Source organism: Azospirillum endophyticum (assembly GCF_016595245.1).
Taxonomy (GTDB): Bacteria; Pseudomonadota; Alphaproteobacteria; order Azospirillales; family Azospirillaceae; genus Azospirillum; species Azospirillum endophyticum.
Map to the genome: position 1 here is coordinate 15,294 of NZ_JAENHM010000002.1, position 21,659 is coordinate 36,952.

Annotated in this window: 19 protein-coding genes and 3 pseudogenes; 14 read left to right on the plus strand and 8 right to left on the minus strand. The window is 64.8% G+C overall.

What is annotated here, in order from left to right; all coding sequences use genetic code 11:
- Positions 1 to 7: 7 nt before the first annotated feature.
- Complete coding sequence (locus JHL17_RS00475) at positions 8 to 901, minus strand: MurR/RpiR family transcriptional regulator (RefSeq protein WP_200190096.1); 894 nt, start codon at positions 899 to 901, stop codon at positions 8 to 10.
- Between the two features lie 683 nt (positions 902 to 1,584).
- A complete protein-coding gene (locus JHL17_RS00480; protein WP_200190097.1) occupies positions 1,585 to 2,265 on the minus strand; it encodes a hypothetical protein in 681 nt (226 codons plus the stop codon).
- A 172-nt stretch (positions 2,266 to 2,437) separates the two neighbouring features.
- On the opposite strand from JHL17_RS00480, the gene fliG reads away from it, so the two are divergent.
- From fliG to JHL17_RS00510, 6 genes are all read left to right on the plus strand, one after another.
- A complete protein-coding gene (fliG, locus tag JHL17_RS00485; RefSeq protein WP_200190098.1) occupies positions 2,438 to 3,460 on the plus strand; it encodes a flagellar motor switch protein FliG in 1,023 nt (340 codons plus the stop codon).
- Positions 3,461 to 3,682: 222 nt separating this feature from the next.
- On the plus strand, positions 3,683 to 4,717 hold the full coding sequence (locus JHL17_RS00490; RefSeq protein WP_247893223.1) for a TRAP transporter substrate-binding protein: 1,035 nt from the start codon (positions 3,683 to 3,685) through the stop codon (positions 4,715 to 4,717).
- A gap of 114 nt (positions 4,718 to 4,831) precedes the next feature.
- Positions 4,832 to 5,341, plus strand: coding sequence for a TRAP transporter small permease (locus JHL17_RS00495; protein WP_200190099.1), 510 nt, complete (start codon positions 4,832 to 4,834; stop codon positions 5,339 to 5,341).
- 3 nt (positions 5,342 to 5,344) lie between these two features.
- Positions 5,345 to 6,646, plus strand: coding sequence for a TRAP transporter large permease (locus JHL17_RS00500; RefSeq protein ID WP_200190100.1), 1,302 nt, complete (start codon positions 5,345 to 5,347; stop codon positions 6,644 to 6,646).
- A gap of 24 nt (positions 6,647 to 6,670) precedes the next feature.
- The gene (gene pxpB / locus JHL17_RS00505; RefSeq protein WP_200190101.1) at positions 6,671 to 7,393 is read left to right on the plus strand and encodes a 5-oxoprolinase subunit PxpB; all 723 of its coding nucleotides are present in this window, start codon (positions 6,671 to 6,673) and stop codon (positions 7,391 to 7,393) included.
- Positions 7,390 to 8,448: a 5-oxoprolinase subunit C family protein gene (locus JHL17_RS00510; RefSeq protein WP_200190102.1), complete on the plus strand. Its 1,059-nt coding sequence runs from the start codon at positions 7,390 to 7,392 to the stop codon at positions 8,446 to 8,448. The genes pxpB and JHL17_RS00510 overlap by 4 nt, the downstream gene beginning before the upstream one ends.
- Before the next feature lie 21 nt (positions 8,449 to 8,469).
- Here JHL17_RS00510 and JHL17_RS00515 read toward each other — a convergent pair whose 3' ends face one another.
- Complete coding sequence (locus JHL17_RS00515; RefSeq protein ID WP_200190103.1) at positions 8,470 to 10,173, minus strand: ELWxxDGT repeat protein; 1,704 nt, start codon at positions 10,171 to 10,173, stop codon at positions 8,470 to 8,472.
- 518 nt (positions 10,174 to 10,691) lie between these two features.
- Here JHL17_RS00515 and JHL17_RS00520 point away from each other — a divergent pair.
- From JHL17_RS00520 to uxuA, 3 genes are all read left to right on the plus strand, one after another.
- Positions 10,692 to 12,065, plus strand: coding sequence for an MFS transporter (locus JHL17_RS00520; RefSeq protein WP_200190104.1), 1,374 nt, complete (start codon positions 10,692 to 10,694; stop codon positions 12,063 to 12,065).
- 152 nt (positions 12,066 to 12,217) lie between these two features.
- Entirely contained in the window at positions 12,218 to 13,741 is a 1,524-nt protein-coding gene (locus JHL17_RS00525) for a mannitol dehydrogenase family protein (RefSeq protein ID WP_200190105.1), read from the plus strand.
- Between the two features lie 47 nt (positions 13,742 to 13,788).
- Entirely contained in the window at positions 13,789 to 14,979 is a 1,191-nt protein-coding gene (uxuA, locus tag JHL17_RS00530; RefSeq protein WP_200190106.1) for a mannonate dehydratase, read from the plus strand.
- Between the two features lie 50 nt (positions 14,980 to 15,029).
- Here the strand turns inward: uxuA and JHL17_RS00535 are convergent, their stop codons facing one another.
- Positions 15,030 to 15,437 (minus strand): 3TM-type holin, encoded by a 408-nt coding sequence (locus tag JHL17_RS00535; protein ID WP_200190107.1) that lies wholly within the window; start codon positions 15,435 to 15,437, stop codon positions 15,030 to 15,032.
- Positions 15,438 to 15,838: 401 nt separating this feature from the next.
- Between JHL17_RS00535 and JHL17_RS00540 the strand changes: the two genes are divergently transcribed.
- Positions 15,839 to 16,138: a cupin domain-containing protein gene (locus tag JHL17_RS00540; RefSeq protein WP_200190108.1), complete on the plus strand. Its 300-nt coding sequence runs from the start codon at positions 15,839 to 15,841 to the stop codon at positions 16,136 to 16,138.
- A gap of 59 nt (positions 16,139 to 16,197) precedes the next feature.
- On the opposite strand, the gene JHL17_RS00545 is transcribed toward JHL17_RS00540, so the two are convergent.
- Together JHL17_RS00545 and JHL17_RS00550 are read right to left on the minus strand one after the other, a co-directional pair.
- Entirely contained in the window at positions 16,198 to 16,410 is a 213-nt protein-coding gene (locus JHL17_RS00545) for a hypothetical protein (protein ID WP_200190109.1), read from the minus strand.
- A 116-nt stretch (positions 16,411 to 16,526) separates the two neighbouring features.
- Positions 16,527 to 16,724: a hypothetical protein gene (locus tag JHL17_RS00550; RefSeq protein WP_200190110.1), complete on the minus strand. Its 198-nt coding sequence runs from the start codon at positions 16,722 to 16,724 to the stop codon at positions 16,527 to 16,529.
- Between the two features lie 562 nt (positions 16,725 to 17,286).
- On the opposite strand from JHL17_RS00550, the gene JHL17_RS00555 reads away from it, so the two are divergent.
- On the plus strand, positions 17,287 to 18,036 hold the full coding sequence (locus JHL17_RS00555) for a response regulator (RefSeq protein ID WP_247893224.1): 750 nt from the start codon (positions 17,287 to 17,289) through the stop codon (positions 18,034 to 18,036).
- A 901-nt stretch (positions 18,037 to 18,937) separates the two neighbouring features.
- On the opposite strand, the pseudogene JHL17_RS36865 reads toward JHL17_RS00555, so the two are convergent.
- Positions 18,938 to 19,104, minus strand: a pseudogene (locus tag JHL17_RS36865) (IS66 family transposase); the annotation flags it as partial.
- A 208-nt stretch (positions 19,105 to 19,312) separates the two neighbouring features.
- Here JHL17_RS36865 and JHL17_RS37925 point away from each other — a divergent pair.
- From JHL17_RS37925 to JHL17_RS37545, 3 genes and pseudogenes are all read left to right on the plus strand, one after another.
- Positions 19,313 to 19,396, plus strand: a pseudogene (locus JHL17_RS37925) (IS5/IS1182 family transposase); the annotation flags it as partial.
- 115 nt (positions 19,397 to 19,511) lie between these two features.
- Complete coding sequence (locus JHL17_RS00570) at positions 19,512 to 20,366, plus strand: FkbM family methyltransferase (protein WP_200190111.1); 855 nt, start codon at positions 19,512 to 19,514, stop codon at positions 20,364 to 20,366.
- Positions 20,367 to 20,694: 328 nt separating this feature from the next.
- Positions 20,695 to 21,039, plus strand: coding sequence for an acyltransferase (locus JHL17_RS37545; protein ID WP_425599570.1), 345 nt, complete (start codon positions 20,695 to 20,697; stop codon positions 21,037 to 21,039).
- On the opposite strand, the pseudogene JHL17_RS37930 reads toward JHL17_RS37545, so the two are convergent.
- Positions 21,036 to 21,411: pseudogene (locus JHL17_RS37930) on the minus strand (transposase); the annotation flags it as partial. The gene JHL17_RS37545 and the pseudogene JHL17_RS37930 sit on opposite strands and share 4 nt — an antisense overlap.
- Positions 21,412 to 21,659: the final 248 nt, after the last annotated feature.

Here is a 21,659-nt window from a genome sequence, read left to right on the forward strand (position 1 = left end):
AGCCGCGTTATTCGGGCTGCCGGGTCGATTTCGGCACGACATGGAGGTAGGGCAGGATGCGTTCGGCAACGTCGGCGGCCTGTCCGACACTGTCCGGGCCGGAGCGCGACAATGCGGTGCCCAGCGCCACGATCAGCGCCATCAACCCGGTGGGGGAGCTGTGGCGCACGCCATGGTCGGCCCCAGCCAGCAGGGTGACGTCGGCCAGCGGCACGATCGGACTGTCCGGCGCGTCGGTCAGCGCGATGGCCTTGGCCCCGCGCTCCCGGCACAGCTGCAGATGCTCGATGGTGCGGCGCGAATAGCGCGGCGAGGTGATGGCGATCACCAGATCGCCCGGCCTGACCGTCATCAGCCGGCGGATGGTGCGTTCGGTCCCGGCGAACTCGATGGCCTCGCGGACATGGTCGACATAGGGCTCCAGCACGTCGGCGAGGAACAGCGCGAGATAGGCGCTGTCGCCCAGCCCCAGCGCGACGACGCGGCCGGCCTCGCGGATCAGGCGGATCGCCGCCTCGCACTGTTCGGGCTGGAGCAGCTCCATGGTGCGGGTGATGTTGCCGGCGTCGTTCACCAGCGATTCCCGCATGATCTCGGCGTTCGAGGTGTCGCGCTGCACCGCGACGCGCAGCTTCTCCACCGGGGCGAAGGTGGATTCGAAGGCACGCAGCAGATCCTCGCGGAATTCCGGATAGCCGTCATAGCCGAGGAAGCGGGCGTAGCGGTTGACCGAGGCCACCGACACTTCGGCCGCCGCCGCCAGTTCGCCGATCTTCAAGGTCGCGGTGCGGAAGGGATAGGCCAGCGCCCAGGCGCCGACCTTGGCGAGCGCCGCCGGAAGCTGCTGCTGGCAGTTCTGCATGCGGATCAGCAGCGATCCCGTCTGGATGGGCAGCTCCATTCCCCGAAACCCCTCGACAGCGTCAGCGCAGCCCTCATGAGGACAGAGTTACAGGAATGGCATATTTCTGTAAATCCATTTTCACATAGAGGCGTATGCGGTCGGTTCGAGGGCATCCGAGCCTTGAACGGAAATGATCGTCGTCGGCTGTCATTTCGGCGAAGGCGAGAATCCAGCCGTTTCACGCGCTGGGGCCGGTAGCCTGGATCCCTGCCTTCGAGGCTTGTGAAGAAATCGGTGACTCGCTGAGAGAAGCCCCAAGTTCGAACCACGTCGTATTGGATCGCATCATTCGCTTCTCTCGGCCGTCATTCCCGCGAAGGCGGGAATCCAGTCTTCACAAGCACTTGGGTTGGAAATCCTGGTTCCCCGCCTCCGCGCTACGGGATGCACAGATCTCGCGCTTGCGGCAGAAAAAGCATCTTAACGTTGCACGTATCCCTTCTCCCCTCGCGGGAGAGGGGTTGGGGTGAGGGGGCGCAAGTTTGATTTCCACCGACCTTCGGTCGACCGCCCCCTCATCCCAACCCTTCTCCCGCGAGGGGAGAAGGGCTATTCGCTAGAGAAAGTCGCATCTCGTTTGCAGAAGCGAGATCTGTGCATGCCGTAGCGCCTCCGCGCGAAGGAGGGAAAGTTCCTCCGTTCCCTGAAGCTTGGCCGCGCAAGACGATGGGCGTAGCCCGCTACCGAGCCCGATCGCGAAGGAACTGGTCGGACTGGTTCAGCCATTCCTCAAGCTTCTGGGTCCTGTTCGGCGGATGATCCGGGCCGGGGTCCGCGTCCGGCGGCATCGCGGCCGATTGGGGCGGGCGATGCAGCGGAGCGCCGGCACCGACGATGCCGCGGGCGTCGACCCGCGCCCGATGGCGGCGGCCATCGGCGGTGACGAACTCGCCCTCCCCCGTCGGCCGGTTGCGCTCGAAGCGGCCGACATACTTGTTGCCGTTTGGGAAAGTGAGCGTACCGAGCCCGGTCCGGCGGTCGTCCTTCCATTCGCCCCGATAGACCCGTCCGTCGGACCAGACATGGGTCGCATGCCCCGACACCAGCCCGCCGCGGAAGGTCCCGTCGAGACGGCGTCCGTCGCGCCAGGCGACGCGCCCCTGTCCTTCCATCCGGCCGTCGACCATCCTGCCTTCCGCCTGCCCGTCATAGCGGCCGTCGTGGAACCAGCGCAGCACGCCGGGACCGCTCGCCCAGCCGTTCGGGCAGGCGCCGGACCAGCGGATGCTCTTGCGCCGGTCGGGATACTGGTCCCACACCCGGCAGTCGGAGCCTTCGACCGTCACCGCCCGTTCCGCCAGGGCGGAGGCCGGCAGGAAGGCCATCAGGCAGGGCAGCAAAAGGGCGGCACGGGCGGGCATGGACGCCACCTTTCGCGCAAGAAGGGGGGATGCGACCTCCAACCGCCCCTGCCCGCATTCGGTTCCGCCACCTCCGCTTTCGTGCGCCCCCAGGGTCTTCCTTATCGTTTGTTAACGATGTTTGCCGCAATGATCGCGCATCATCGGATTCAGCGCATCATGAAGGGTAGCAATGGCTCAGAAGGTTCGTGAGGACTACCGGACCCTCACCGGCCCGGAAAAGGCCGCCATCATGATGCTGGCGCTCGGCGAGGAGCATTCGTCCAAGCTGTTCGCCATGATGGACGACGAGGAGATCAAGGAGCTGTCCCAGGTGATGGCGAACCTGGGTACCGTGTCGGCCAACCTGATCGAGCGCCTGTTCGTCGAGTTCGCCGAGCAGATGTCGTCGAGCGGCACCGTGGTCGGCTCCTTCGATTCGACCGAGCGCCTCCTGCTGAAGACCCTGCCCAAGGACAAGGTCGACCAGATCATGGAGGACATCCGTGGTCCGGCCGGCCGGACGATGTGGGACAAGCTGACCAACGTCAACGAGTCGGTGCTGTCCAACTATCTGAAGAACGAGTATCCGCAGACGGTCGCGGTGGTGCTGTCCAAGATCCGCTCCGACCATGCCGGCCGCGTGCTCGCGCAGCTGCCGGAAAGCTTCGCGATGGAGGTCATCATGCGCATGCTGCGCATGGAGGCGGTGCAGAAGGAGGTTCTGGACGACGTCGAGCGCACGCTGCGCACCGAGTTCATGACCAACCTCGCCCGCACCAGCCGGCGCGACAGCCACGAGATGCTGGCGGAGATCTTCAACGGGCTGGACCGCACCACCGAGCACCGCTTCATGGCGGCGCTGGAGGAGCGCAACCGCGACAGCGCCGAGCGCATCAAGTCGCTGATGTTCACCTTCGAGGATCTGTCGAAGCTCGACCCTTCGGGCGTACAGACGATGCTGCGCACGGTGGACAAGCAGAAGCTGGGCACCGCGCTGAAGGGCGCCTCGGAGTCGCTGAAGGACCTGTTCTTCTCCAACATGTCCGAGCGTGCCGCCAAGATCCTGCGCGAGGACATGGCGGCCATGGGTCCGGTGCGCGTCCGCGACGTCGACGAGGCGCAGATGTACATGGTCCAGCTGGCGAAGGATCTGGCCGCCCGCGGCGAGCTGGTGCTGGCCGAGGGCAGCGGCGAGAACGAGCTGATCTACTGACCGGCGGATGCGCCCCGCTGATAGGCATCTGGCGATAAGCAGCGGGCAGCGCTGACTTTTTTCCCGGCAACCCTCACAGGGGGTTTGACGGACGGTTCGGAACGGTGAACCTTTGGAGTCCGGATAGGGGCGGGATCAGGGGAGCGGCTTTTCGCTCTCCACCGACCGGCCAGAAGGCCGGCGGATGCCGCATCGGGCAACAACAGGGGGCTTCCGAACATCATGACCGCTCACAAGCTGCATTCCCGACTCATTGGCCGGATGACCGGTTCGGTCACTGGCCGGATGGCCGGTCCGGTCGTCGCCGGCCTGCTGGGCCTGGGCGTCGCCGCCGGGCCGCTGACGGCCGCAGCCGAGACCTGGGACATGCCGACCCCCTACCCGGACACGAACCTGCACACCATCGTGGTGAAGCAGTTCGCCGACGAGGTGAAGGCGGCCACCGCCGGCAAGATCCAGATCACCGTCCATTCCAACGGCTCGCTGATCCGCCATCCGGAGATCAAGCGCGCGGTCCAGTCCGGACAGGCCCAGCTGGGCGAGGTGCTGATCAGCTCCTGGGCCAACGAGGATCCGCTCTACGGCCTGGATTCCGTGCCCTTCCTCGCCACCGACTTCAAGTCGGCGCACAAGCTGTACGAGGTCTCCAAGCCCTATCTGGAGAAGAAGCTGGAGCGCCAGCGCCTGAAGCTCCTCTACTCGATCCCGTGGCCGCCGCAGGGCCTCTACGTGAAGGACGAGATCCAATCGGTCGAGGGGCTGAAGGGCCAGAAGTTCCGCGCCTACAACCCGGCGACCACCCGCATCGCCGAGCTGACCGGCGCCATCCCGGTGAAGATCGAGGCGGCCGAGGTGGCGCAGGCCTTCGGCACCGGCATCGTCACCGCGATGATCACCTCGGCCGCCACCGGCGTCGACACCAAGGCCTGGGACTTCGTGAAGGTCTATTACGACGTCCAGGCCTGGCTGCCGCGCAACATGGTGTTCGTCAATGCCGAGGTGTGGAAGGGGCTGGACGCCGGCACCCAGAAGGCGATCCAGGACGCCGCGGCCAAGGCCGAAGCCACCGGCTGGGCCGAGTGGGAGAAGAAGACCGCCGACCTGAACAAGACCATGACCGACAACGGCATGAAGGTGCTGCCGCCGTCCGACAAGCTGAAGGAAGGCCTGTCCGCCATCGGCAAGACGATGACCGCCGAATGGACCAAGGCGGCCGGCGCCGACGGCGAGGCGATCATCTCCGCCTTCGGCAAGTAACCGGTCCGACGGCGTCCGGCCGGCACCGCCCCTTGCCAGGCAACGGCAGGACGGGCGGCCGGACGCCCGTTCACGCCCCTTCCGCCAAGACCGACCGCAGGAGGTGGTTGCGCCATGCGCACCGCACTGTCCATCCTCTACCGCGCCGCCGAGATCCTGGGCGCGGTCCTTCTTGCCGCCATCGCCGTCCTGATCGTGACTCAGGTGGTTTCCCGGCTGCTCAACGTCATGGTGCCGGGAGCCGACGAGCTTGCCGGCTACTGCATGGCGGCGTCCTTCTTCCTGATGCTGGGGCCGGCGCTGCGCCGCGGCGCCCATATCCGCGTCGGCGTGCTGGTGGAACGGCTGAACGGCGCCGCCCGCCGCGCCATGGAACTGCTGTGCCTGGGCTTCGCCACCGCGCTCAGCGCCTATTTCGCCTGGTACTGGCTGCGCATGACCTATGATTCCTATGATTTCGGCGATCTCAGCCAGGGCGTGCTGCCGGTGCCGCTGTGGATGCCGCAGGCGCTGATGGCGGTGGGTCTGGTGGTGCTGGTCGTCGCCTTGGTCGACGACCTGCTGGCCGTGCTGCAGGGGCGCGACGCCTCCTACCAGCATGCCGGCATGCAGAGCGAGGGCTGAGCGATGGACGAGACGACCGCTTCCATCGTCGTCGTGGTGACGATGTTCCTGATGCTGGGGGCCGGCGTCTGGGTGGCGCTGGCGCTGGCCGGCGTCGGCTTCGTCGCCATGGCATTGTTCACCGCGCGGCCGGTCGGCATGGTGATGGCGACCAACATCTGGGGCGCCAGCACCTCCTGGACGCTGACCGCCTTGCCGCTGTTCATCTGGATGGGCGAGATCCTGTTCCGCACCCGCATCTCGTCCGACATGTTCAAGGGCTTGGCGCCCTGGACCGGCTGGCTGCCCGGCCGGCTGATGCATGTGAACATCATCGGCTGCTCGATCTTCGCCGCGGTCTCCGGCTCGTCCGCCGCCACCGCCGCCACCATCGGCCGCATGACCATCCCGGAGCTGAACCGCCGCGGCTACGACCCGATGATGACGCTGGGCTCGCTGGCCGGTGCCGGCACGCTGGGGCTGCTGATCCCGCCCTCGATCATCATGATCGTCTACGGCGTCGCCGCCGACGTGTCGATCGCCCGGCTGTTCATCGCCGGCGTCATCCCCGGCGTCGTGCTGACCGGCCTGTTCATGCTCTATGTCGGCGGCTGGTCACTGCTGAACCCCGGCCGGGTGCCGCCGCCCGAGCCGTCGCAGAGCTTCGGGGAGAAGATCCGCGACACCGGCGCGCTGATCCCGGTGATGCTGCTGATCGCCGCGGTGCTGGGCTCGATCTATGTCGGCATCGCCACCCCGACGGAGGCTGCCGGCATCGGCGTGCTGGGCTCGCTGGTGCTGGCGCTGGTGACCGGCACGCTGAACTGGACGACCTTCCGCGACAGCCTGTTCGGTGCCGCCCACACCTCCTGCATGATCGGCTTCATCCTGGCCGGTGCCGCCTTCCTGACGGTGGCGATGGGCTATACCGGCATCCCGCGCCTGCTGGCGGAATGGATCACCACCATGCAGCTGTCGCCGGCGGCGCTGCTGGTGGCGCTGACCGCCTTCTTCGTCGTGATGGGCTGCTTCCTCGACGGCATCTCGATGGTGGTGCTGACCACCTCGGTCATCCTGCCGATGGTGCAGCGGGCGGGGATCGACCTGCTGTGGTTCGGGATCTACATCATCATCGTGGTGGAGATGGCGCAGATCACCCCGCCGGTCGGCTTCAACCTGTTCGTGCTGCAATCGATGACCGGCAAGGACATCTTCACCATCGGCAAGGCCAGCCTGCCCTTCTTCCTGTTGATGGTGGTGATGGTGGCCCTGCTGTGGGTGTTCCCCGGCATGGTGTCCTGGCTGCCGTCCATGATGATTGGATAGGGATGATCGGATAAGGAGCAGAATGTGGAGGTCCGTTTCACCAGCTCCGGCGACACCGCCTTCAACGTCGAGTTCGGCGAGGCCATCGACCGGGCGGCCAACGCCCGCGTCATGGCCCTGCACGCCCGGCTGAAGGCCGCCCCGCCGCCGGGACTGGTGGAGACGGTGCCGACCTTCCGCTCGCTGCTGGTGGTCTACGACCCGGTCGCCACCGGCCGCCGGGAGATGCAGGCAGCGGTCGAAGCCGCACTGGCCGGCGGCGGCGAAGCCCCGGCGGAGGGGCGGCGGTGGCGCCTGCCGGTCTGCTACGACCCCGACCTCGGCCCCGATCTGGCGGAACTGGCCGACGCGCTGGGCCTGACCGCGGAACGGGTGGTGGAGTTGCATGGATCGGCCGAGTATTTCGTCTATATGCTCGGCTTCATGCCGGGCTTCGGCTATATGGGCGACCTGCCGGCGGAGCTGGACCGGCCGCGCCGGACCGAGCCGCGGGTGCGGGTGCCGGCGGGATCCGTCGCCGTCGCCGGACGGCTGACCACCGTCTATCCCTGGGAGAGCCCTGGCGGCTGGCATCTGATCGGCCGCTGCCCGGTGCCGCTCTATGACGGCGCCCGGCGCGATCCGGTGCTGCTGGCGGCCGGCGACCGGGTACGCTTCGACGCGATCGACCGCGACCTCTTCGACATGATCACCGAGTCCGCCGATGCCGGCTACCTCGATCCCGACAGCCTGAGGGACGTAGGATGACCCCCGCCCTCACAGTGGTCCGGCTGGGCCTGTTCGCGACGATCCAGGATTTGGGCCGCTTCGGCTTCCAGGAGTTGGGCATGCCGGTGGCTGGCGCCCTCGACCCGCTGGCGTTGCGGCTGGCCAATGCGCTGGTCGGCAATCCGCAGGGGATGGCCGGGCTGGAGATCGCCCTGCTCGGCCCTGCCCTGCGGGTGGACGCGCCCTCCGTCCGCATCGCCGCCGTCGGCCCAATCACCATGACGCTGGAGCGCGCGGGAGAAGCCCCGCAACCGCTGGCCCCCCACCGCAGCCATACCCTGCAGCGGGGCGACATCCTCCGGCTGGGTGCGGTGGATGGGGCGTCCGTCGCCTGTCTGGCGGTGGCCGGCGGCTTCGATCTGGCGCCGGTGATGGGCAGCCTGTCCAGCTATGTGCGGGCCGGCATCGGCCCGCTGGGCGGCCGGCCGCTGGCCCAGGGCGACCGCTTGCCGCTGGCCCGCGACGGCGCGCCCGACGGGCCGGACGTCGAGCTGCCGCAGCCGCCGGACTATGGCGCCGGACCGCTGCGCGTCGTGCCCGGACCGCAGGAGGACCGCTTCACCGAAGCCGCGCTCGCAACCTTCCTGTCCGCCGCCTTCCGGGTCGGCAGCCAAGCCGACCGAATGGGGCTGCGGCTGGAGGGGCCGGCACTGGAGCATCGCGGATCGGCCGACATCCCGTCGGACGGGCTGGTCACCGGCTCCATCCAGGTGCCGGGCAACGGGCAGCCGATCCTGCTGCTGAACGACCACCAGACGGCCGGCGGCTATGCCAAGATCGCCACGGTGATCTCCGCCGACTTGGCCCGCGCCGGCCGCCTGCGCCCCGGCGACGCCCTGTCCTTCCGGGCGGTGACGGTGGAGGAGGCCGAAGCGATCCGCCGCCGCCAGGAACAGGCCATCGCCGGCTGGATCGGCGCCATCCGCCCGGTGCGCCCGGCCAGTGGCGTCGACCTGGAGGCGCTCTATGGCGAGAACCTGATTTCCGGTACCGTCGACATCGTGCATGGCGGCAGCGACCTGCCGCTGTTGTGATGTCCACACGCCGGGGCTCGCTCAGAGCCCGACGATCTGCAAGCCGCCGGCGGACAGGCCGAAAGATTGCGTGCCGGTAAGCTCCCTCACCGCGCCGCTGTCCACATCCAGGCGGAACAAGGCGCCGGCCGTCGTGGAATCGGTCGCGCTGAAATACAGGCTGTCGCCGACCGCGCCCAGGCCGGTGGGCTGCGTCCAGCTCACGTTGTGGGCGGTGACCATCCGCGTGCCGGCCGCGGTGCCGTCGCTCCTCCACAGGCTGTCGCCATGCACGCCGTCGTCGGCGGTGAAGAACAGCGTGCCATCCACGACGGTGACGTCCGCGATGTTCGCGTCGGCACTGCCGGGCGCGATGTCCTTCACCAGGTGCGTTCCCTGCTCCGTCCCGTCAGAGATCCACAGTTCGTTGCCGGTCTGCTCGGTGCGGGCAACGAAGGCGACGCCATCGCCGACGGCAATGAACCGATTGGGAACGGTCGAGCTTGTGGATGGAAGATCCTTGACCAGGACCGTGCCCTGCGGGGTGCCGTCACTCTTCCACAGATCCTTGCCCCGGTTGAAGAACAGCGTCTCTCCCGCCACGACCAGGGATGCCGTGTGTCCGCTCCTCGGATCCTCGCCGAGACCGTCGAGCAGCTTGACGGCCCCCGCCCCGGTCCTATCGGTGATCCACAATTGGCTGTAGGAGCCGGTGCCGTCCCAGGCCGTCAGGTACAGCCGGTCCCCATCGTCCCCGGCGGCCGTGAGGTGACCGGGGAAAATCGGCACCGGGACCGGCGGGTCGAAGCCTCCGGGAAAGAAGTCCTTCACCAGCACCGTCCCGGCCGCCGTTCCGTCCGACCGCCACAGCGCAATTCCATGCTCGCTGTCGGTGGCGGAGAAGAACAGCTCGTCCCCCACCGCGGTCAGCTCGTGCGGAAAGGAGCCGGCCGGCTTGTCGCCGATGTCCTTCACCATATGCGTCCCGGCGGCGGTGCCGTCGCTGACCCACAGCTCCGTTCCATGCTGGCCGTCGTCCGCCTGGAAGAACAGCCTGCCGTCCGCCACGCTCAGCTCCGTCGGCGCCGAGCCCGCCGCACCCGGCCGGATGTCGGCCAGCATGCGCGTCCCGCCCGTCGTTCCGTCGGTCATCCACACTTCGCGGCCGTGAACGCCGTCATCGGCGCTGAAATAAACCCGCCGGCCCAGCTCGACCAAGTCCCGCGGGTCTGACGAGGCCCTGCCCGCGGCGATGTCCCGCAGAAGGACGGCGCTGCGTCCGTCCGTCCCCCAGATTTCGCCGCCATGGTCGCCGTCCGCCCCCGCGAAGACGGCGGCGGCCTTCCGATGTCCGGGTTTCAGCAGCAGGTTGCCGGCCGTCAGGTCGTCGCGCGACAGCCCCATCAGCTTGACACCGTCGCGCGGTCCGAAATCCAGCACCAGCCCGTCGCGATCCTGATGGGATTGCGCCAGCACATCCGCCAAACTGGCGAACCCGCTCCAGCCCCGCAAATCCAGCAGGTCGCCGCCCGCGCCGCCCTGGAAGTCGCCGATGCAGTCCCAACCGTCGCCGGGCTTGAGAACGAAGCGGTCGCTGCCGCCATCGCCCTCCATGTAGTCGTTGCCGCTGGCGCCGATGATGGTGTCGTCGCCCGCCCCGCCGAACAGGAGATCGCGATGCGCGCCACCCGTGATCCGCCGGCCGGACACACCATGCCCCTGCCCATGACCCTGATCCTGCCCCATTCTCACGCCCTCCCGGTGGCGCCGGCGCCGATCCATTCGGCGGGGTGGTCAAATCATACAGCCTGCGACTGTATTTTCCGGCGCAGGCAGGCAGGCAGTGACCCATTGCACCGCCCCGCTAACCCGGCCCGGCACGGGACATCGCCGCTTCGTCCGAACGATCGGTCATGTCCCGGACCAGGACCGCAAGCCCGCACCGCCGCCCGTCCGGGCATGGCCTGACGAAATGCCGCAGATGCCGCGGTTGACCGCCGGGCGGGCGGGCTACTACCATACCAGCAACTGGAATGGTAGTATGCGACGCCACGAACGGTACCGAAGCGGCACCGCTCCCGACGATGGCCGGACTGCTCCAGGAAACAGTGCTTAAACGCGCGACCACCGCCCGATCGGGCGCGGGATTCCGGACCCCCGGTTTCCGTGCCTGCCCTTCGGTGCGCCCAAGACTTCGCGGGATCGAACCCGGCGCGCGGAGATCTTGCGGCAGGCGGCGCGCGTCCTGGCTGGAGACGCCAATCATGAGCGAACAGATCATTGCCGACGCCGCCCCCGGCCAGTCGGCGGAACCGGCCCACAAGGCCGGCGGTATCGGCACCACGGTGGGCAAGGCGGCGGTCACGGTGAGCAAGACCATTGGCCGCTACCGCTGGACCATTTGCGGCCTTCTCTTCTTCTCGACCACCATCAACTACATGGACCGTCAGGTCCTGGGCCTGCTGAAGTCCACGCTGATGGGCGACATGGGCTGGACCGAGTCGGACTTCGGCGACATCGTCGCCGCCTTCTCGCTGGCCTACGCCTTCGGCTACATCGGCTGCGGCCGGCTGATGGACAAGATCGGCATCCGCATCGGCCTGCCGGCCGCCGTCGCCGGCTGGAGCTTCTTCGCCTGCATCCATGCCCTGATGGGCAGCGTCCTCGGCTTCAAGGTGGCGCGCGCCGGCCTCGGCCTGACCGAGGGCGGCAATTTCCCGGCCTCGATCAAGGCGGTGTCGGAGTGGTTCCCGGCCAAGGAACGTGCGCTCGCCACCGGCGTCTTCAACGCCGGATCCAACGTCGGCGCCGTCGTGGCGCCGATCCTGGTGCCGATCCTGCTGGTCGCCTATGGCTGGCAGGCCGCCTTCCTGGTCACCGGCGGCATCGGCTTCTTCTGGGTCATCGCCTGGCTGCTGATCTACCGCAAGCCGGAAGAGCATCCGAAGCTGACGGCCGAGGAGCTGGCCTATATCCGCAGCGACCCGGTGCTGCCGCAGGAGAACATCCCCTGGATCAAGCTGCTGAGCTATCGCGGCACCTGGGCGAACATCGTCGGCACCTGCTTCTCCGCGCCGGTCTGGTGGTTCTACCTGAACTGGGTCCCGGGCTTCCTGAACAAGCAGTATGGCGTGAACCTGTTCGGGGCGATGCTGCCGCTGATCATCATCTACACCATGGCCGATTTCGGCAGCGTCGGCGGCGGCTGGTTCTCCTCCCACCTGATCAAGCGCGGGGTGAAGCCGCTGCGCGCCCGCAAGCTGACCTTCCTGGTCTGCGGCCTGTGCGTGCTGCCGGTATTCTTCGCCTCCACCGTGTCCAACATGTGGGTCGCCGTGCTGCTGATCGGCATCGCCGCCTCCGCCCACCAGGGCTATTCGGCCAACGTCTACACCATCGTGTCCGACACCATGCCGCGCAACGCGGTGGGCTCGGTGGTCGGCATCGGCGGCTTCTGCGCCTACTTCGTCGGCATGTTCGTCTCGATGGGCGTCGGCCGCCTGCTGGATGCGACCAACGGCAACTATCAGGTGCTGTTCGGCATCGCGTCGGTCCTCTACCTCGTCGGTCTGGCGATCATGCACTTCATCCTGCCGAAGACCGGGTCGGGCATGACCCCGGCCGGGATCGAGGTCTGACACATCCGCTCCACGGCTCCGGGGCGCCCTGCCCCGGAGCCCTTCCGACCCCCTCCAAGCCTGACAGAATGACGGTGCACCGGCCCCCCGCGACATGCCGCGACAGCGGAAAAAGGGGTGACCGCAGCGACCGCCGCGAACCGGAGCCCATCATGCCCGACGCGAACCCCGCCCTGCTGGCGGCCCGTCCCTCCCGAACCCGCCTTTCCACCGCGACCCTCGACCGCCTTCCATCCGGGATCGAGCGCCCCGCCTACGACCGCGCCACGGTGACGCCGGGCATCGTCCATATCGGCCTCGGCGCCTTCTGCCGCGCCCATCTCGCCAGCTACACCGACGACGTCCTGGCGGACGGCGACAAGAGCTGGGGCATCGTCGGCGTCGATCCGCTGTCCCCGGCGATCCGCGACGCATTGAAGCCGCAGGATTGTCTCTACACCCTGCTGGTGCGCGAGGAGAACCGCGACCGGCTGCGCGTCATGGGATCCTTCCTCGACGCCATGGCCACCGCCGACCAGCTGGACGACGTGCTGGCGCTGATGGCGAAGCCGGAGATCCGCATCGTCACCCTGACGGTGACCGAGAAGGGCTATTGCCAGGACGCCGCCACCGGCGCGCTGGACGAGGCGCATCCGCTGATCCGCGCCGACCTCGCCGATCCCACGGCGCCGCGCAGCGTGCCCGGCCTGCTGGCGGAGGCGATCCGCCGCCGCCGCGCCGCCGGGGTGGCGCCCTTCACCGTGCTGGTCTGCGACAACCTCGCCCAGAACGGCATCAAGGTGCGCGGCATCGTCGTGCGCTATGCCGAACTCCGCGATCCGGACCTCGCCGACTACATCGCCGGACAGGTCGGCTTCCCCTGCACCATGGTCGACCGCATCACTCCCGCCACCCAGGACGCCGACCGCGCCACGGTGGAGGAGGCGACCGGCTGTCATGACGCTTGGCCGGTGGTGAGCGAGCCCTTCAAGCAGTGGGTGATCGAGGACCGCTTCCCGCTCGGCCGCCCGGCCTGGGAAAAGGCCGGTGCCATCCTGGTCGACGACGTCCACCCGTTCGAGCTGATGAAGCTGCGCTGCCTGAACGGCGCCCATTCGCTGCTGGCCTATCTGTCGGTGGTCGCCGGCATCGGCACCATCGCCGACGCCATGGCCGACCCGCAGCTGCCGGCCGTCATGCGCCGCCTGTGGGCGGAGGACCTGATCCCCACCCTGCCGCCGGTGCCGGGGACCGACATCCCCGCCTATACCGCGGCGCTGGAGGCGCGCTTCCGCAACCCCGGCATCCGCCACCGCACCCTCCAGATCTCGTCGGACGGCTCGCAGAAGCTGCCGCCGCGACTGTTGGAACCGGCGCGCGAGCTGTTCGCCGCCGGCAAGGCACCGCGGGTGATCCCGCTGGCCGTCGCCGCCTGGATGCGCTTCCTGCTGGAAAAGGACGAGACCGGCGCCGCCTACACCGTCGCCGATCCGCTGGCGGCGGCGCTGACCGGCATCGCCCGCGCCCATCAGGGCGATGCCGGCGCCCTGGCGGCGGCGCTGTTCGCCGTCGAGGACATCTTCGCTCCCGAACTGGTGGCCGAGGACGCCTTCCGGACCGCGGTCGTCCGCCATCTCGACAGCCTGATGCGCGCCGGCGTCGCCAAGACGCTGGCCGCCTTCCTCGCCATCCCCTGACCACCGGCGGTTTCCGCCTCCGCACCCGATTTTGAAAGGACCATATCATGCAGGAAACCTGGCGCTGGTTCGGCCCGGACGATCCCGTCACCCTGGAGAAGGCCCGTCAGGCCGGAGCCACCGGCATCGTCACCGCACTCCATCACATGAACCAGGGCAGCGTCTGGACGCCCGAGGAAATCCAGAAGCGCCGCGCCATGGTCGAGGCCGCCGGCCTGACCTGGTCGGTGGTCGAGAGCATCGGCGTCGGCGAGGAGATCAAGACCCGCACCGGCGACTTCCGCAGCAAGATCGACAACTACAAGCAGTCGATCCGCAATGTGGCGCGGGCCGGCATCCCGGTGATCTGCTACAACTTCATGGTCATCACCGACTGGAGCCGGACCAACCTGATGCACCGGCTGCCGAACGGCGGCTATGCCCTGCGCTACGACAGCGTCGACTTCGCCGCCTACGACCTGTTCGTGCTGAAGCGCCGCAATGCGGAGGCCAGCTACGACCCCGCCCATGTCGCCGCCGCCAAGGCACGGTTCGAGGCGATGACGGTGGAGCAGGTGGCGGAGCTGGAACGCAACCTGATCGACTGGCTGCCGGCCCGCGACTTCGCCTATGACCGCGACAGCTTCCGCGGCATGCTGGAGCTGTACCAGGAGATCGGCGTCGAGGATCTGCGCGCCAACCTGATCGAATTCCTGCGCGAGATCACGCCGGTCGCCGAGGAGGAAGGGGTGCGGCTGTGCATCCACCCCGACGACCCGTCCTTCCCCATCTTCGGCCTGCCGCGGGTGATGTCCACCGCCGCCGACGTGCGGGCGATGTTCGACGCCGTGCCGCAGGAGGCCTGCGGGCTGACCCTGTGCACGGGGTCCTTCGGATCCAACCCGAAGAACGATCTGGTGGCGATGGCGAAGGAGTTCGCCCCGCGCATCCACTTCGTCCACCTGCGCAACACCACCCACGAGCCGGACGGCTCCTTCTATGAGGCCGACCATCTCGGCGGCGACACCGACCTGATCGGCGTGGCCGCGGCGATGATCGACGAGGAGGCCCGCCGCCGTCAGGCAGGCCGTGCCGACGCCCAGATCCCGATGCGCCCCGACCATGGCCATCTGCTGGGCGACGACATCGGCCAGACGATGAACCCCGGCTATTCCTTCGTCGGGCGCCTGAAGGGGCTGGCCGAACTGCGCGGCGTCATGCGCACCATCGAAGCCTTCCGCGAGAAAAGGGTGGCGTGACGGGCGGGTGGCGTGACGGGCGGAGGACCCGGCGGACAGCGGGCGGGACCCTACCGCGCCACCCCCTTCACCTTCTCGAAGGTCCGGTAGGCGCCGAGGCCGAGCATCGGCACCAGCAGGCTCATCAGCGTGTCGGTGTCGATGCTCGGCATCGGCGTGCCGGGAGACCAGATCGACAGGCCCCATCCCAGCAGCGGATAGCCGACGGTCTGGACCAGCAGGCCCAGCACGCAGACCCAGCCGACCGCCGGCCGCCATCCGGAGACGAACAGCGACGGGTTGCCGGCCTCCGCGACATTCACCTGAAGCTGCGCGGCATCGCCGGACTGGAGCAGGGCGACCAGCTGCGCATTCGCCGACGCCGCGGCCTTCGCCTTGGCGTCCGGATCGGGGATCCTGTCGAGCAAATCCGCCACCAGCGGCGTCAGGGCGGTGATGAGCGGGATGGCGACGGCCATGGATGCCTCCTTCGAGCACAAAAAATCCGGCGGTGGGGGATCGGGGAAGCGACGGCCGTCCTTATGGGGCGGACGCGGCCGTGTCCCGCTGACCGGCAGTGATGCGCTTGGTGGAGAATTCCCCGGCTTTCCCGACGCCCATTGCCTTGCCCCTCGATCCAGACGATCGATAGGATCATAAGCCTATAATTTTCGAAATATGTGCTCACTCACCTTGATTTTGCGTTTTCCCTGTGAGCCATCCTTGGACCGTACGGGCTCGGGAATAGATCGCGGCCGGAGCGGCGCGGGGGTCGGAGGGTTCGGGCATCAGGCAAGGCTCGCCCGGTTTTTCATATCGGCTTCCGGAAAGCCCGCATGCTACGCTCGCCGCATCGGTTCGATCGACGAAGAGGAAAGCGATGAGCGGGCGCCCACAGGCCGTTTCGGTGACGCATGTCGAGAATGAACGGACCCGGGTGACCGAATGGCGCCTGATCCCCGGCGCCGAGACCGGCGCTCATGTCCATGGCTATGATTATGTGATCGTGCCGATCACGACGGGTGTCTTCACCATCATGGATCCGGATGGATCGGAGCGGCAGTTCCCGCTGGAGCCCGGGCGGTCCTACTTCCGCAAGGCCGGTGTCAGCCACAACGTCATCAACAGCGGCAGTTCGGAAATCCTGTTCGTGGAAGTCGAACTGCTTCAGGAGGGCTGAGGCCCGGAGGATGCGGTGTCGGCGCCCCGGCAGTCACGGTCCCGCACCCCTGGACAGTCTCAGTGGTTGAAGAACCACAGGGCGAGGCGCAGTGCGAGCACGAGAACTCCGCTGGCGACGATCCCCATCAGGGCATCCGCGGCATCCATATCGGAGCCGGATGCGACCATGTAGCCGATCAGGACCAAGCCGACGAGAAGTCCGATGAAGAACCACCGAAGCAGGCGGTTTCCAAGCAGGATATCCCAGAGGGCTTCCATCAGATCGGCCATGGATTGAACCTCGACGACGCCTGATGAAGCCTATCCGACGAGGCGCGACCGGTCAAATCGACGGTCGAGCCAACCGGCGGTCACCTGGACGCTGCGGAGACCCCAGGGTACACGGCTCACGCCGCCGGTTCGAACACGAGCGCGGTCCATCCGTCCATCGCCCCCACCGCGATGCGCCCATCGGGAACATCGCGCATCAGGGGGCGGAGGAACTGGGTGACCTCCGCATAGCCGTCGGCGATCACCAGACGCTCGGCGGCATCGGCCATATCCAAGATGCTCTGCGACAGGGTGCGGTCATGGATGCTCGTCATCGTTCATCTCCTTGGACATCATGGGGGCGAGCCGTCGGCCCTGCCCACCGGCATTCTTGCCGACCTGCCGCGTCGGCAGCGTATCGAGGCTCTCGGAGCCCGCATGGCCGGCAGGTTCAGGAGACCATACCGATCGACCACCGCCGTCCGCTGTTGCGTGCATCACAAAAGCCGGCAGGCGAGGATGGACCGGACCATGGGGGGCGGGGCAGCCGGATAGAAATGGACCGGAGTATTCGGGCGTCGACATGCGAGGATAAGGACTGAGCGCAGCATCCCAACTCAGTCACCCGTTCTTACCCTCCGACTATAGCGTCGTGCGTTCAATGTGAAACGAGCGACGCTATAGACCTTCATTTGTCGATCGGATCTACGCTCCAAATCAATTCCGATTTTATGCGATCCGATCCGGGGGCTTGTCCCCCCATGGGCGCCATCTACGTATTGGGTAAGGCAGCTGCCGCCATCTTGCACCTGCCAATCCCGGCCTGTCGGCAAGCACCTTGTCCTCGGGAATATCGCTCGACTATGATCCATCCGCGCAAATATTGGGAAAGCTCTTATGGAAGACTGGGAGTTGTTCGCCAGCAAGGCAAGGGTAAGATTGACGGAATCATCAAGTGCGCCGGCGACAGCTGAACCAGTTGCTGCACTCTCCATACCCGATTCCAAAGACATAAAAAGCGTTTCCGACGACCTGCGGCAGTTTTCGGACAAGGATCTGTTTTCCCTGCAATCGGCAACCCTTTCGGCCCTGCAAGAATCCGGCAAGTCCGAGATTGTGCAGGCGCATCTGGCCGGTCTTATCGCCATGCGTAGGGAAATGCGGAGACGCTGGAGCGAGAAAAGTGTCGATGTACCTCCGGACGATCCGAAATCCCCAGCTTCGCCCGCTGACCTGAAGCCGATCCTGATCGTTGAAGACAACAGGCGGGATCTGGAGTTGGTTCTGGAGGCTTTTGCCCAAGTCGGCTTGGACAATGACATCGTGGTCGTCAATGACGGCGAGGAAGCGCTTTCGTATCTCTTCACTCATGGTCCCGGCCGGGTGCTCCCTGCCGTGATCCTCCTTGATCTGAAGCTCCCCAAGATCGATGGGGTCGAGGTGCTCAAGCGAATCAAGGCGGAGCCGGCAACCAGGAAAATTCCTGTCGTGGTGCTGACCTCTTCGCGAGACGAGGGAGACGTGGAAGCGTGTTATGAAGCCGGTGGCAGCGCCTATGTGGTGAAGCAGACAAGCTTTGAGGATTTCGTAGCATCCGTCCGCTCCCTTGCGGCTTTCTGGGCAAGAGACAATCTCACCCCGCCTTGAACTCCGCCGGACGATCCAACCAGCCATCGACCCGGCCCTTCGCGAGGTTGCTGCGGTCGCAAGGCCGGTCGGTATTGCAGGGCCGGTTCTCCCGACCGGCTCCCAGTGCCAATGACGGCTTCACCGTATCCCGCGGGATTGCCGGTCCAGTCGGCTCGAAGGCTATGGATAATCTCCTAATGTTCCGGAGAGAACAGCAAGCACATGAAAGATTGTGAAAGATTACCGTGAGCCTGATATCTGGCGATTCCGCATAGACACAGCTATCCAAAAAATCTAACGACTTGGCGGAACAGCCAAGTTCCGACTTTAATGCGCCATCACTAAATTTAATCCATGATGAATACGGCCGCAGACGACATTGAAAACTTCATGTGCCAGCTTCGCGGCTGGGCCGAAGGCACTTCAGCCTGGGCAAGGGCGGTATGGGAGCCCGCGCCGGAGGCGGAGGCGCGGGAGACGGGGTTGATCGAACCGTCCGGATACTTCCAGGAAAACCCGGGCTCCGAATAGAGAACATCGCGTCTCCAGCGCCTTCAGCAGACGGGGGGCGCGTAGGACGCAAGAACCTTCCTTGCGTGTTTACTTCATGTTCCGAAAGGGCGTCAGCGGAAGGTTCTGACCTGCGGCATGATGACCAGTCCCCCGGAGCCGCTGGTGGGCCTCCCGGCCAAAGAGCATAATCAGGTTCTTTGGGGGGGCCGATGAACAGGAACTGGCACAAAGCCCATCCCATGCCCGTGAAGGCGACCCGACAGCAGCGGGTCGAATGGCACTTGGCCCATTCCCAGGCATGTGGGTGCCGGCCGCCTCCGGACTCGCTGGTTGATGAGATCCACGATCTCAAGAGCCGATGCCATCAACCGGCCGAAGACGGCGTCACATGATTGCCGAGATGCTCGCGGCCAGCCGGATGGGCAGGGAGGATGCCGAACAGGGCATCGCGGCGACGCTCGGCCCTGGCAGGGTAGGCGGCGGGAGGGCGGCCCTTCAAATCCGGTCATCGCTCGCCGCCATGAATGGCCCAGCGCAGATGATCGCGGATTCTGGTGCAACCACTCTGTCGCCCTGAGCATCCGCTGGACGGCTCTATTGAGGGGGACAGGAACATTGGCCCCGGCACTGATCGCCAAGTACCTGCGTCGTTTCCCCGGCTTCGATGACAGCGAGGAGGATCAGAAAATGATCCAGTGAATCGCTTTCCCGATAAGCCATCTCAATGTACGCGCGAGGCATGTCGACACGGGAGATCACTGGGCACCTGCGAGAGATCTACGGCATTGAGGTCTCCCCTTCTCTGACCGACAAAGCCTTCGACAGCAACGCCATCCGTACCTTGAACGCCGACCGTTGCGCGGTTCAACAGCTCCTATTTATCCGGACTCATTCCATTACGGCATCAATCCTCATCCATGCCGATGGTTGATATGGATTGTATGAAGGTTTAGCTTCGGGTCGCCGATACCATCAAGCTGATGCCAGTGCTCCTGGCCAAAGAGGAAGTAATGTCAGAACAAGATAAAAGCAAACCAATTTTTGAATCAAATCATTTAAAGATAAAGCAGTGCCGATATGGGATTATGGCATTCATGCCACATGATACTTACGTTGGCAGGTCTTTAGATCTTTACGGCGAGTACTGTTTTCCAGAAACAAGGATAATTTCTTCCGTCGTCATGAGCGGATTCACTGCCATCGATGCCGGAGCAAACATCGGCGCACACACTGTGCTCATGTCAAAATTGGTTGGAAGCACTGGAAAAGTTTTTTCATTCGAGCCTCAAAAAGCTATTTTTAATATTCTCTGCACAAACATTACGCTCAATAGATGCATAAACGTTGAAGCTGTTAACCTAGGACTTGGCGCATCATCCAAAGAAACACGAATAAAGTGCATTAACTATAGCCATGAGAATAACTTTGGATCGGTCTCTCTAGGCGATCATGAGGATGGAGAACAAATAAGAATTACTACTATTGATGGCCTTAATCTTAAAAATTGCCATTTTTTGAAGGCAGACATTGAAGGCATGGAAACAGAACTGCTAGAAGGAGCGCAGAGGACAATTCAGATGTTTAGACCAATACTCTACCTTGAAGACAATGGTGGCTCTGATGGCGCACGCATGTTTTATAAGGTCAAGAGTATGGGCTATAGATGTTATTGGCACAATTGCGTCTATTTTCATGAAAATAATTATTATGGAAATAAACTAAATGTCTTTCCAAGTCGCGCCGCAATCAATATGATATGCATTCCTCAAGAAGCTGAAATAAGTGTTGATGTCGTCGAAATTACCGATCCAGCGGAACATCCATTTAACGTATAGAAAGCAGATTTTTTAAAATTATACAACTACTACAAACATAAACCCAATCCTATGCAGACCATACTTTGAGCGAGCAAGCTCATTTATCCGAACTTGGCGCTCGAGTATTTTCTAAAAATCACACCGAATGCTGTTCTATGTCATCTGCCCGCACTAGCCCAAATGCACGCCAAACGTTGCAAGCTTGACTGACTAAACTGGAGAAGAATGGGCCTTGGATAAGGATCAACTAACCTACGCCGCTAAACTGTTGGCGCCATACATCGCTGATGAACTCATGAGGACGCCAAGCTATTGGGGCGATCCATCTCGCGTCCATCTTGGAAACATGGTCGCGGTAAACAACGCGCATTTTAACCTAAGTTCTGGCGAAATTTACATCAACGATCATTCTTTCTTCGGGAACAATGTCTGTCTCATCACAGGAACGCACCAAATTCAGGAACGACGCGTAGGCCGGTTCAAGTATCCTTCATCAGGTCGGGATATTCGTATCGGTAAAGGGGTTTGGGTCGGCACCAATGCCACCATCCTTGGTCCCTGCACGATCGGAGACGATGCAGTAATTGCGGCTGGTTCCGTTCTATTGCCAGGTGAATACGAAGGAGGGAAAGTTTATGGCGGGGTGCCCGCACGCGCCTTGAAGGACATCGATTTCGCAGACCGGAAATGATTATAAACCTCCCTGCGTCGCGATCGTCCAGCGCATTGACGGGCAGACGGAATTCCATCGACGGCGGTCTCGAGCTTTTGACTGTCGTGGACGTTCGCCGCTTAAATGGTCATGGCCAACGGAATGCCGTTGGAGTCGATGACGACATGGCGCTTGGCCTCCGGCGTTCCCCGGTCCGTCGGGTTCTGGCCATTGTCCGCGCCCCTTTCGCCGGAACGCTGGCGCTGTCCAGCGCCGTCCGGCGCTAGTCGATGGCAGTGGCTACCCCAAACGCTCCGGCAGGGCCCGATGGATCGTCTGCCACACGACGGCCTTATGCCAATCGCGCAGCCGGCGCCAGTACGTCATGCCCGAGCCGTACCCCATCTCCAGGGCTGGGGCAGCAACCCCTAAGGAATGCCGCTCTCCAGCACAAAGATGACGCCCGTTAAACCTGTTCAGCCATTGAGCGGCTGACACCTGCTCTTCCGGCGGGCTAACCGCACAGGCAGCCATCGCCCACAAAGCGTCACTTACAAGAGGTTCCGCCATGCCCGGGCATATAGGCGGGGGCTCCGCTCCTTGCTAGGTTTTGTTAGGCGCTCTGAATAAACGCAGCTAAACCGCTGTCCAATAGGAAC

What these genes read in the sequence shown, in the direction of transcription:
- JHL17_RS00480 (WP_200190097.1), bottom strand. Translation starts at nt 2,265, where the DNA reads ATGCCCGCCCGTGCCGCCCTTTTGCTGCCCTGCCTGATGGCCTTCCTG.
- JHL17_RS00490 (WP_247893223.1), top strand. Translation starts at nt 3,683, where the DNA reads ATGACCGCTCACAAGCTGCATTCCCGACTCATTGGCCGGATGACCGGT.
- JHL17_RS00500 (WP_200190100.1), top strand. Translation starts at nt 5,345, where the DNA reads ATGGACGAGACGACCGCTTCCATCGTCGTCGTGGTGACGATGTTCCTG.
- JHL17_RS37545 (WP_425599570.1), top strand. Translation starts at nt 20,695, where the DNA reads ATGGTCGCGGTAAACAACGCGCATTTTAACCTAAGTTCTGGCGAAATT.
- JHL17_RS00570 (WP_200190111.1), top strand. Translation starts at nt 19,512, where the DNA reads ATGCCAGTGCTCCTGGCCAAAGAGGAAGTAATGTCAGAACAAGATAAA.
- JHL17_RS00550 (WP_200190110.1), bottom strand. Translation starts at nt 16,724, where the DNA reads ATGACGAGCATCCATGACCGCACCCTGTCGCAGAGCATCTTGGATATG.
- JHL17_RS00540 (WP_200190108.1), top strand. Translation starts at nt 15,839, where the DNA reads ATGAGCGGGCGCCCACAGGCCGTTTCGGTGACGCATGTCGAGAATGAA.
- JHL17_RS00525 (WP_200190105.1), top strand. Translation starts at nt 12,218, where the DNA reads ATGCCCGACGCGAACCCCGCCCTGCTGGCGGCCCGTCCCTCCCGAACC.
- JHL17_RS00520 (WP_200190104.1), top strand. Translation starts at nt 10,692, where the DNA reads ATGAGCGAACAGATCATTGCCGACGCCGCCCCCGGCCAGTCGGCGGAA.
- uxuA (WP_200190106.1), top strand. Translation starts at nt 13,789, where the DNA reads ATGCAGGAAACCTGGCGCTGGTTCGGCCCGGACGATCCCGTCACCCTG.
- JHL17_RS00475 (WP_200190096.1), bottom strand. Translation starts at nt 901, where the DNA reads ATGGAGCTGCCCATCCAGACGGGATCGCTGCTGATCCGCATGCAGAAC.
- JHL17_RS00555 (WP_247893224.1), top strand. Translation starts at nt 17,287, where the DNA reads ATGGAAGACTGGGAGTTGTTCGCCAGCAAGGCAAGGGTAAGATTGACG.
- JHL17_RS00545 (WP_200190109.1), bottom strand. Translation starts at nt 16,410, where the DNA reads ATGGCCGATCTGATGGAAGCCCTCTGGGATATCCTGCTTGGAAACCGC.
- JHL17_RS00495 (WP_200190099.1), top strand. Translation starts at nt 4,832, where the DNA reads ATGCGCACCGCACTGTCCATCCTCTACCGCGCCGCCGAGATCCTGGGC.
- JHL17_RS00535 (WP_200190107.1), bottom strand. Translation starts at nt 15,437, where the DNA reads ATGGCCGTCGCCATCCCGCTCATCACCGCCCTGACGCCGCTGGTGGCG.
- fliG (WP_200190098.1), top strand. Translation starts at nt 2,438, where the DNA reads ATGGCTCAGAAGGTTCGTGAGGACTACCGGACCCTCACCGGCCCGGAA.
- JHL17_RS00510 (WP_200190102.1), top strand. Translation starts at nt 7,390, where the DNA reads ATGACCCCCGCCCTCACAGTGGTCCGGCTGGGCCTGTTCGCGACGATC.
- JHL17_RS00515 (WP_200190103.1), bottom strand. Translation starts at nt 10,173, where the DNA reads ATGGGGCAGGATCAGGGTCATGGGCAGGGGCATGGTGTGTCCGGCCGG.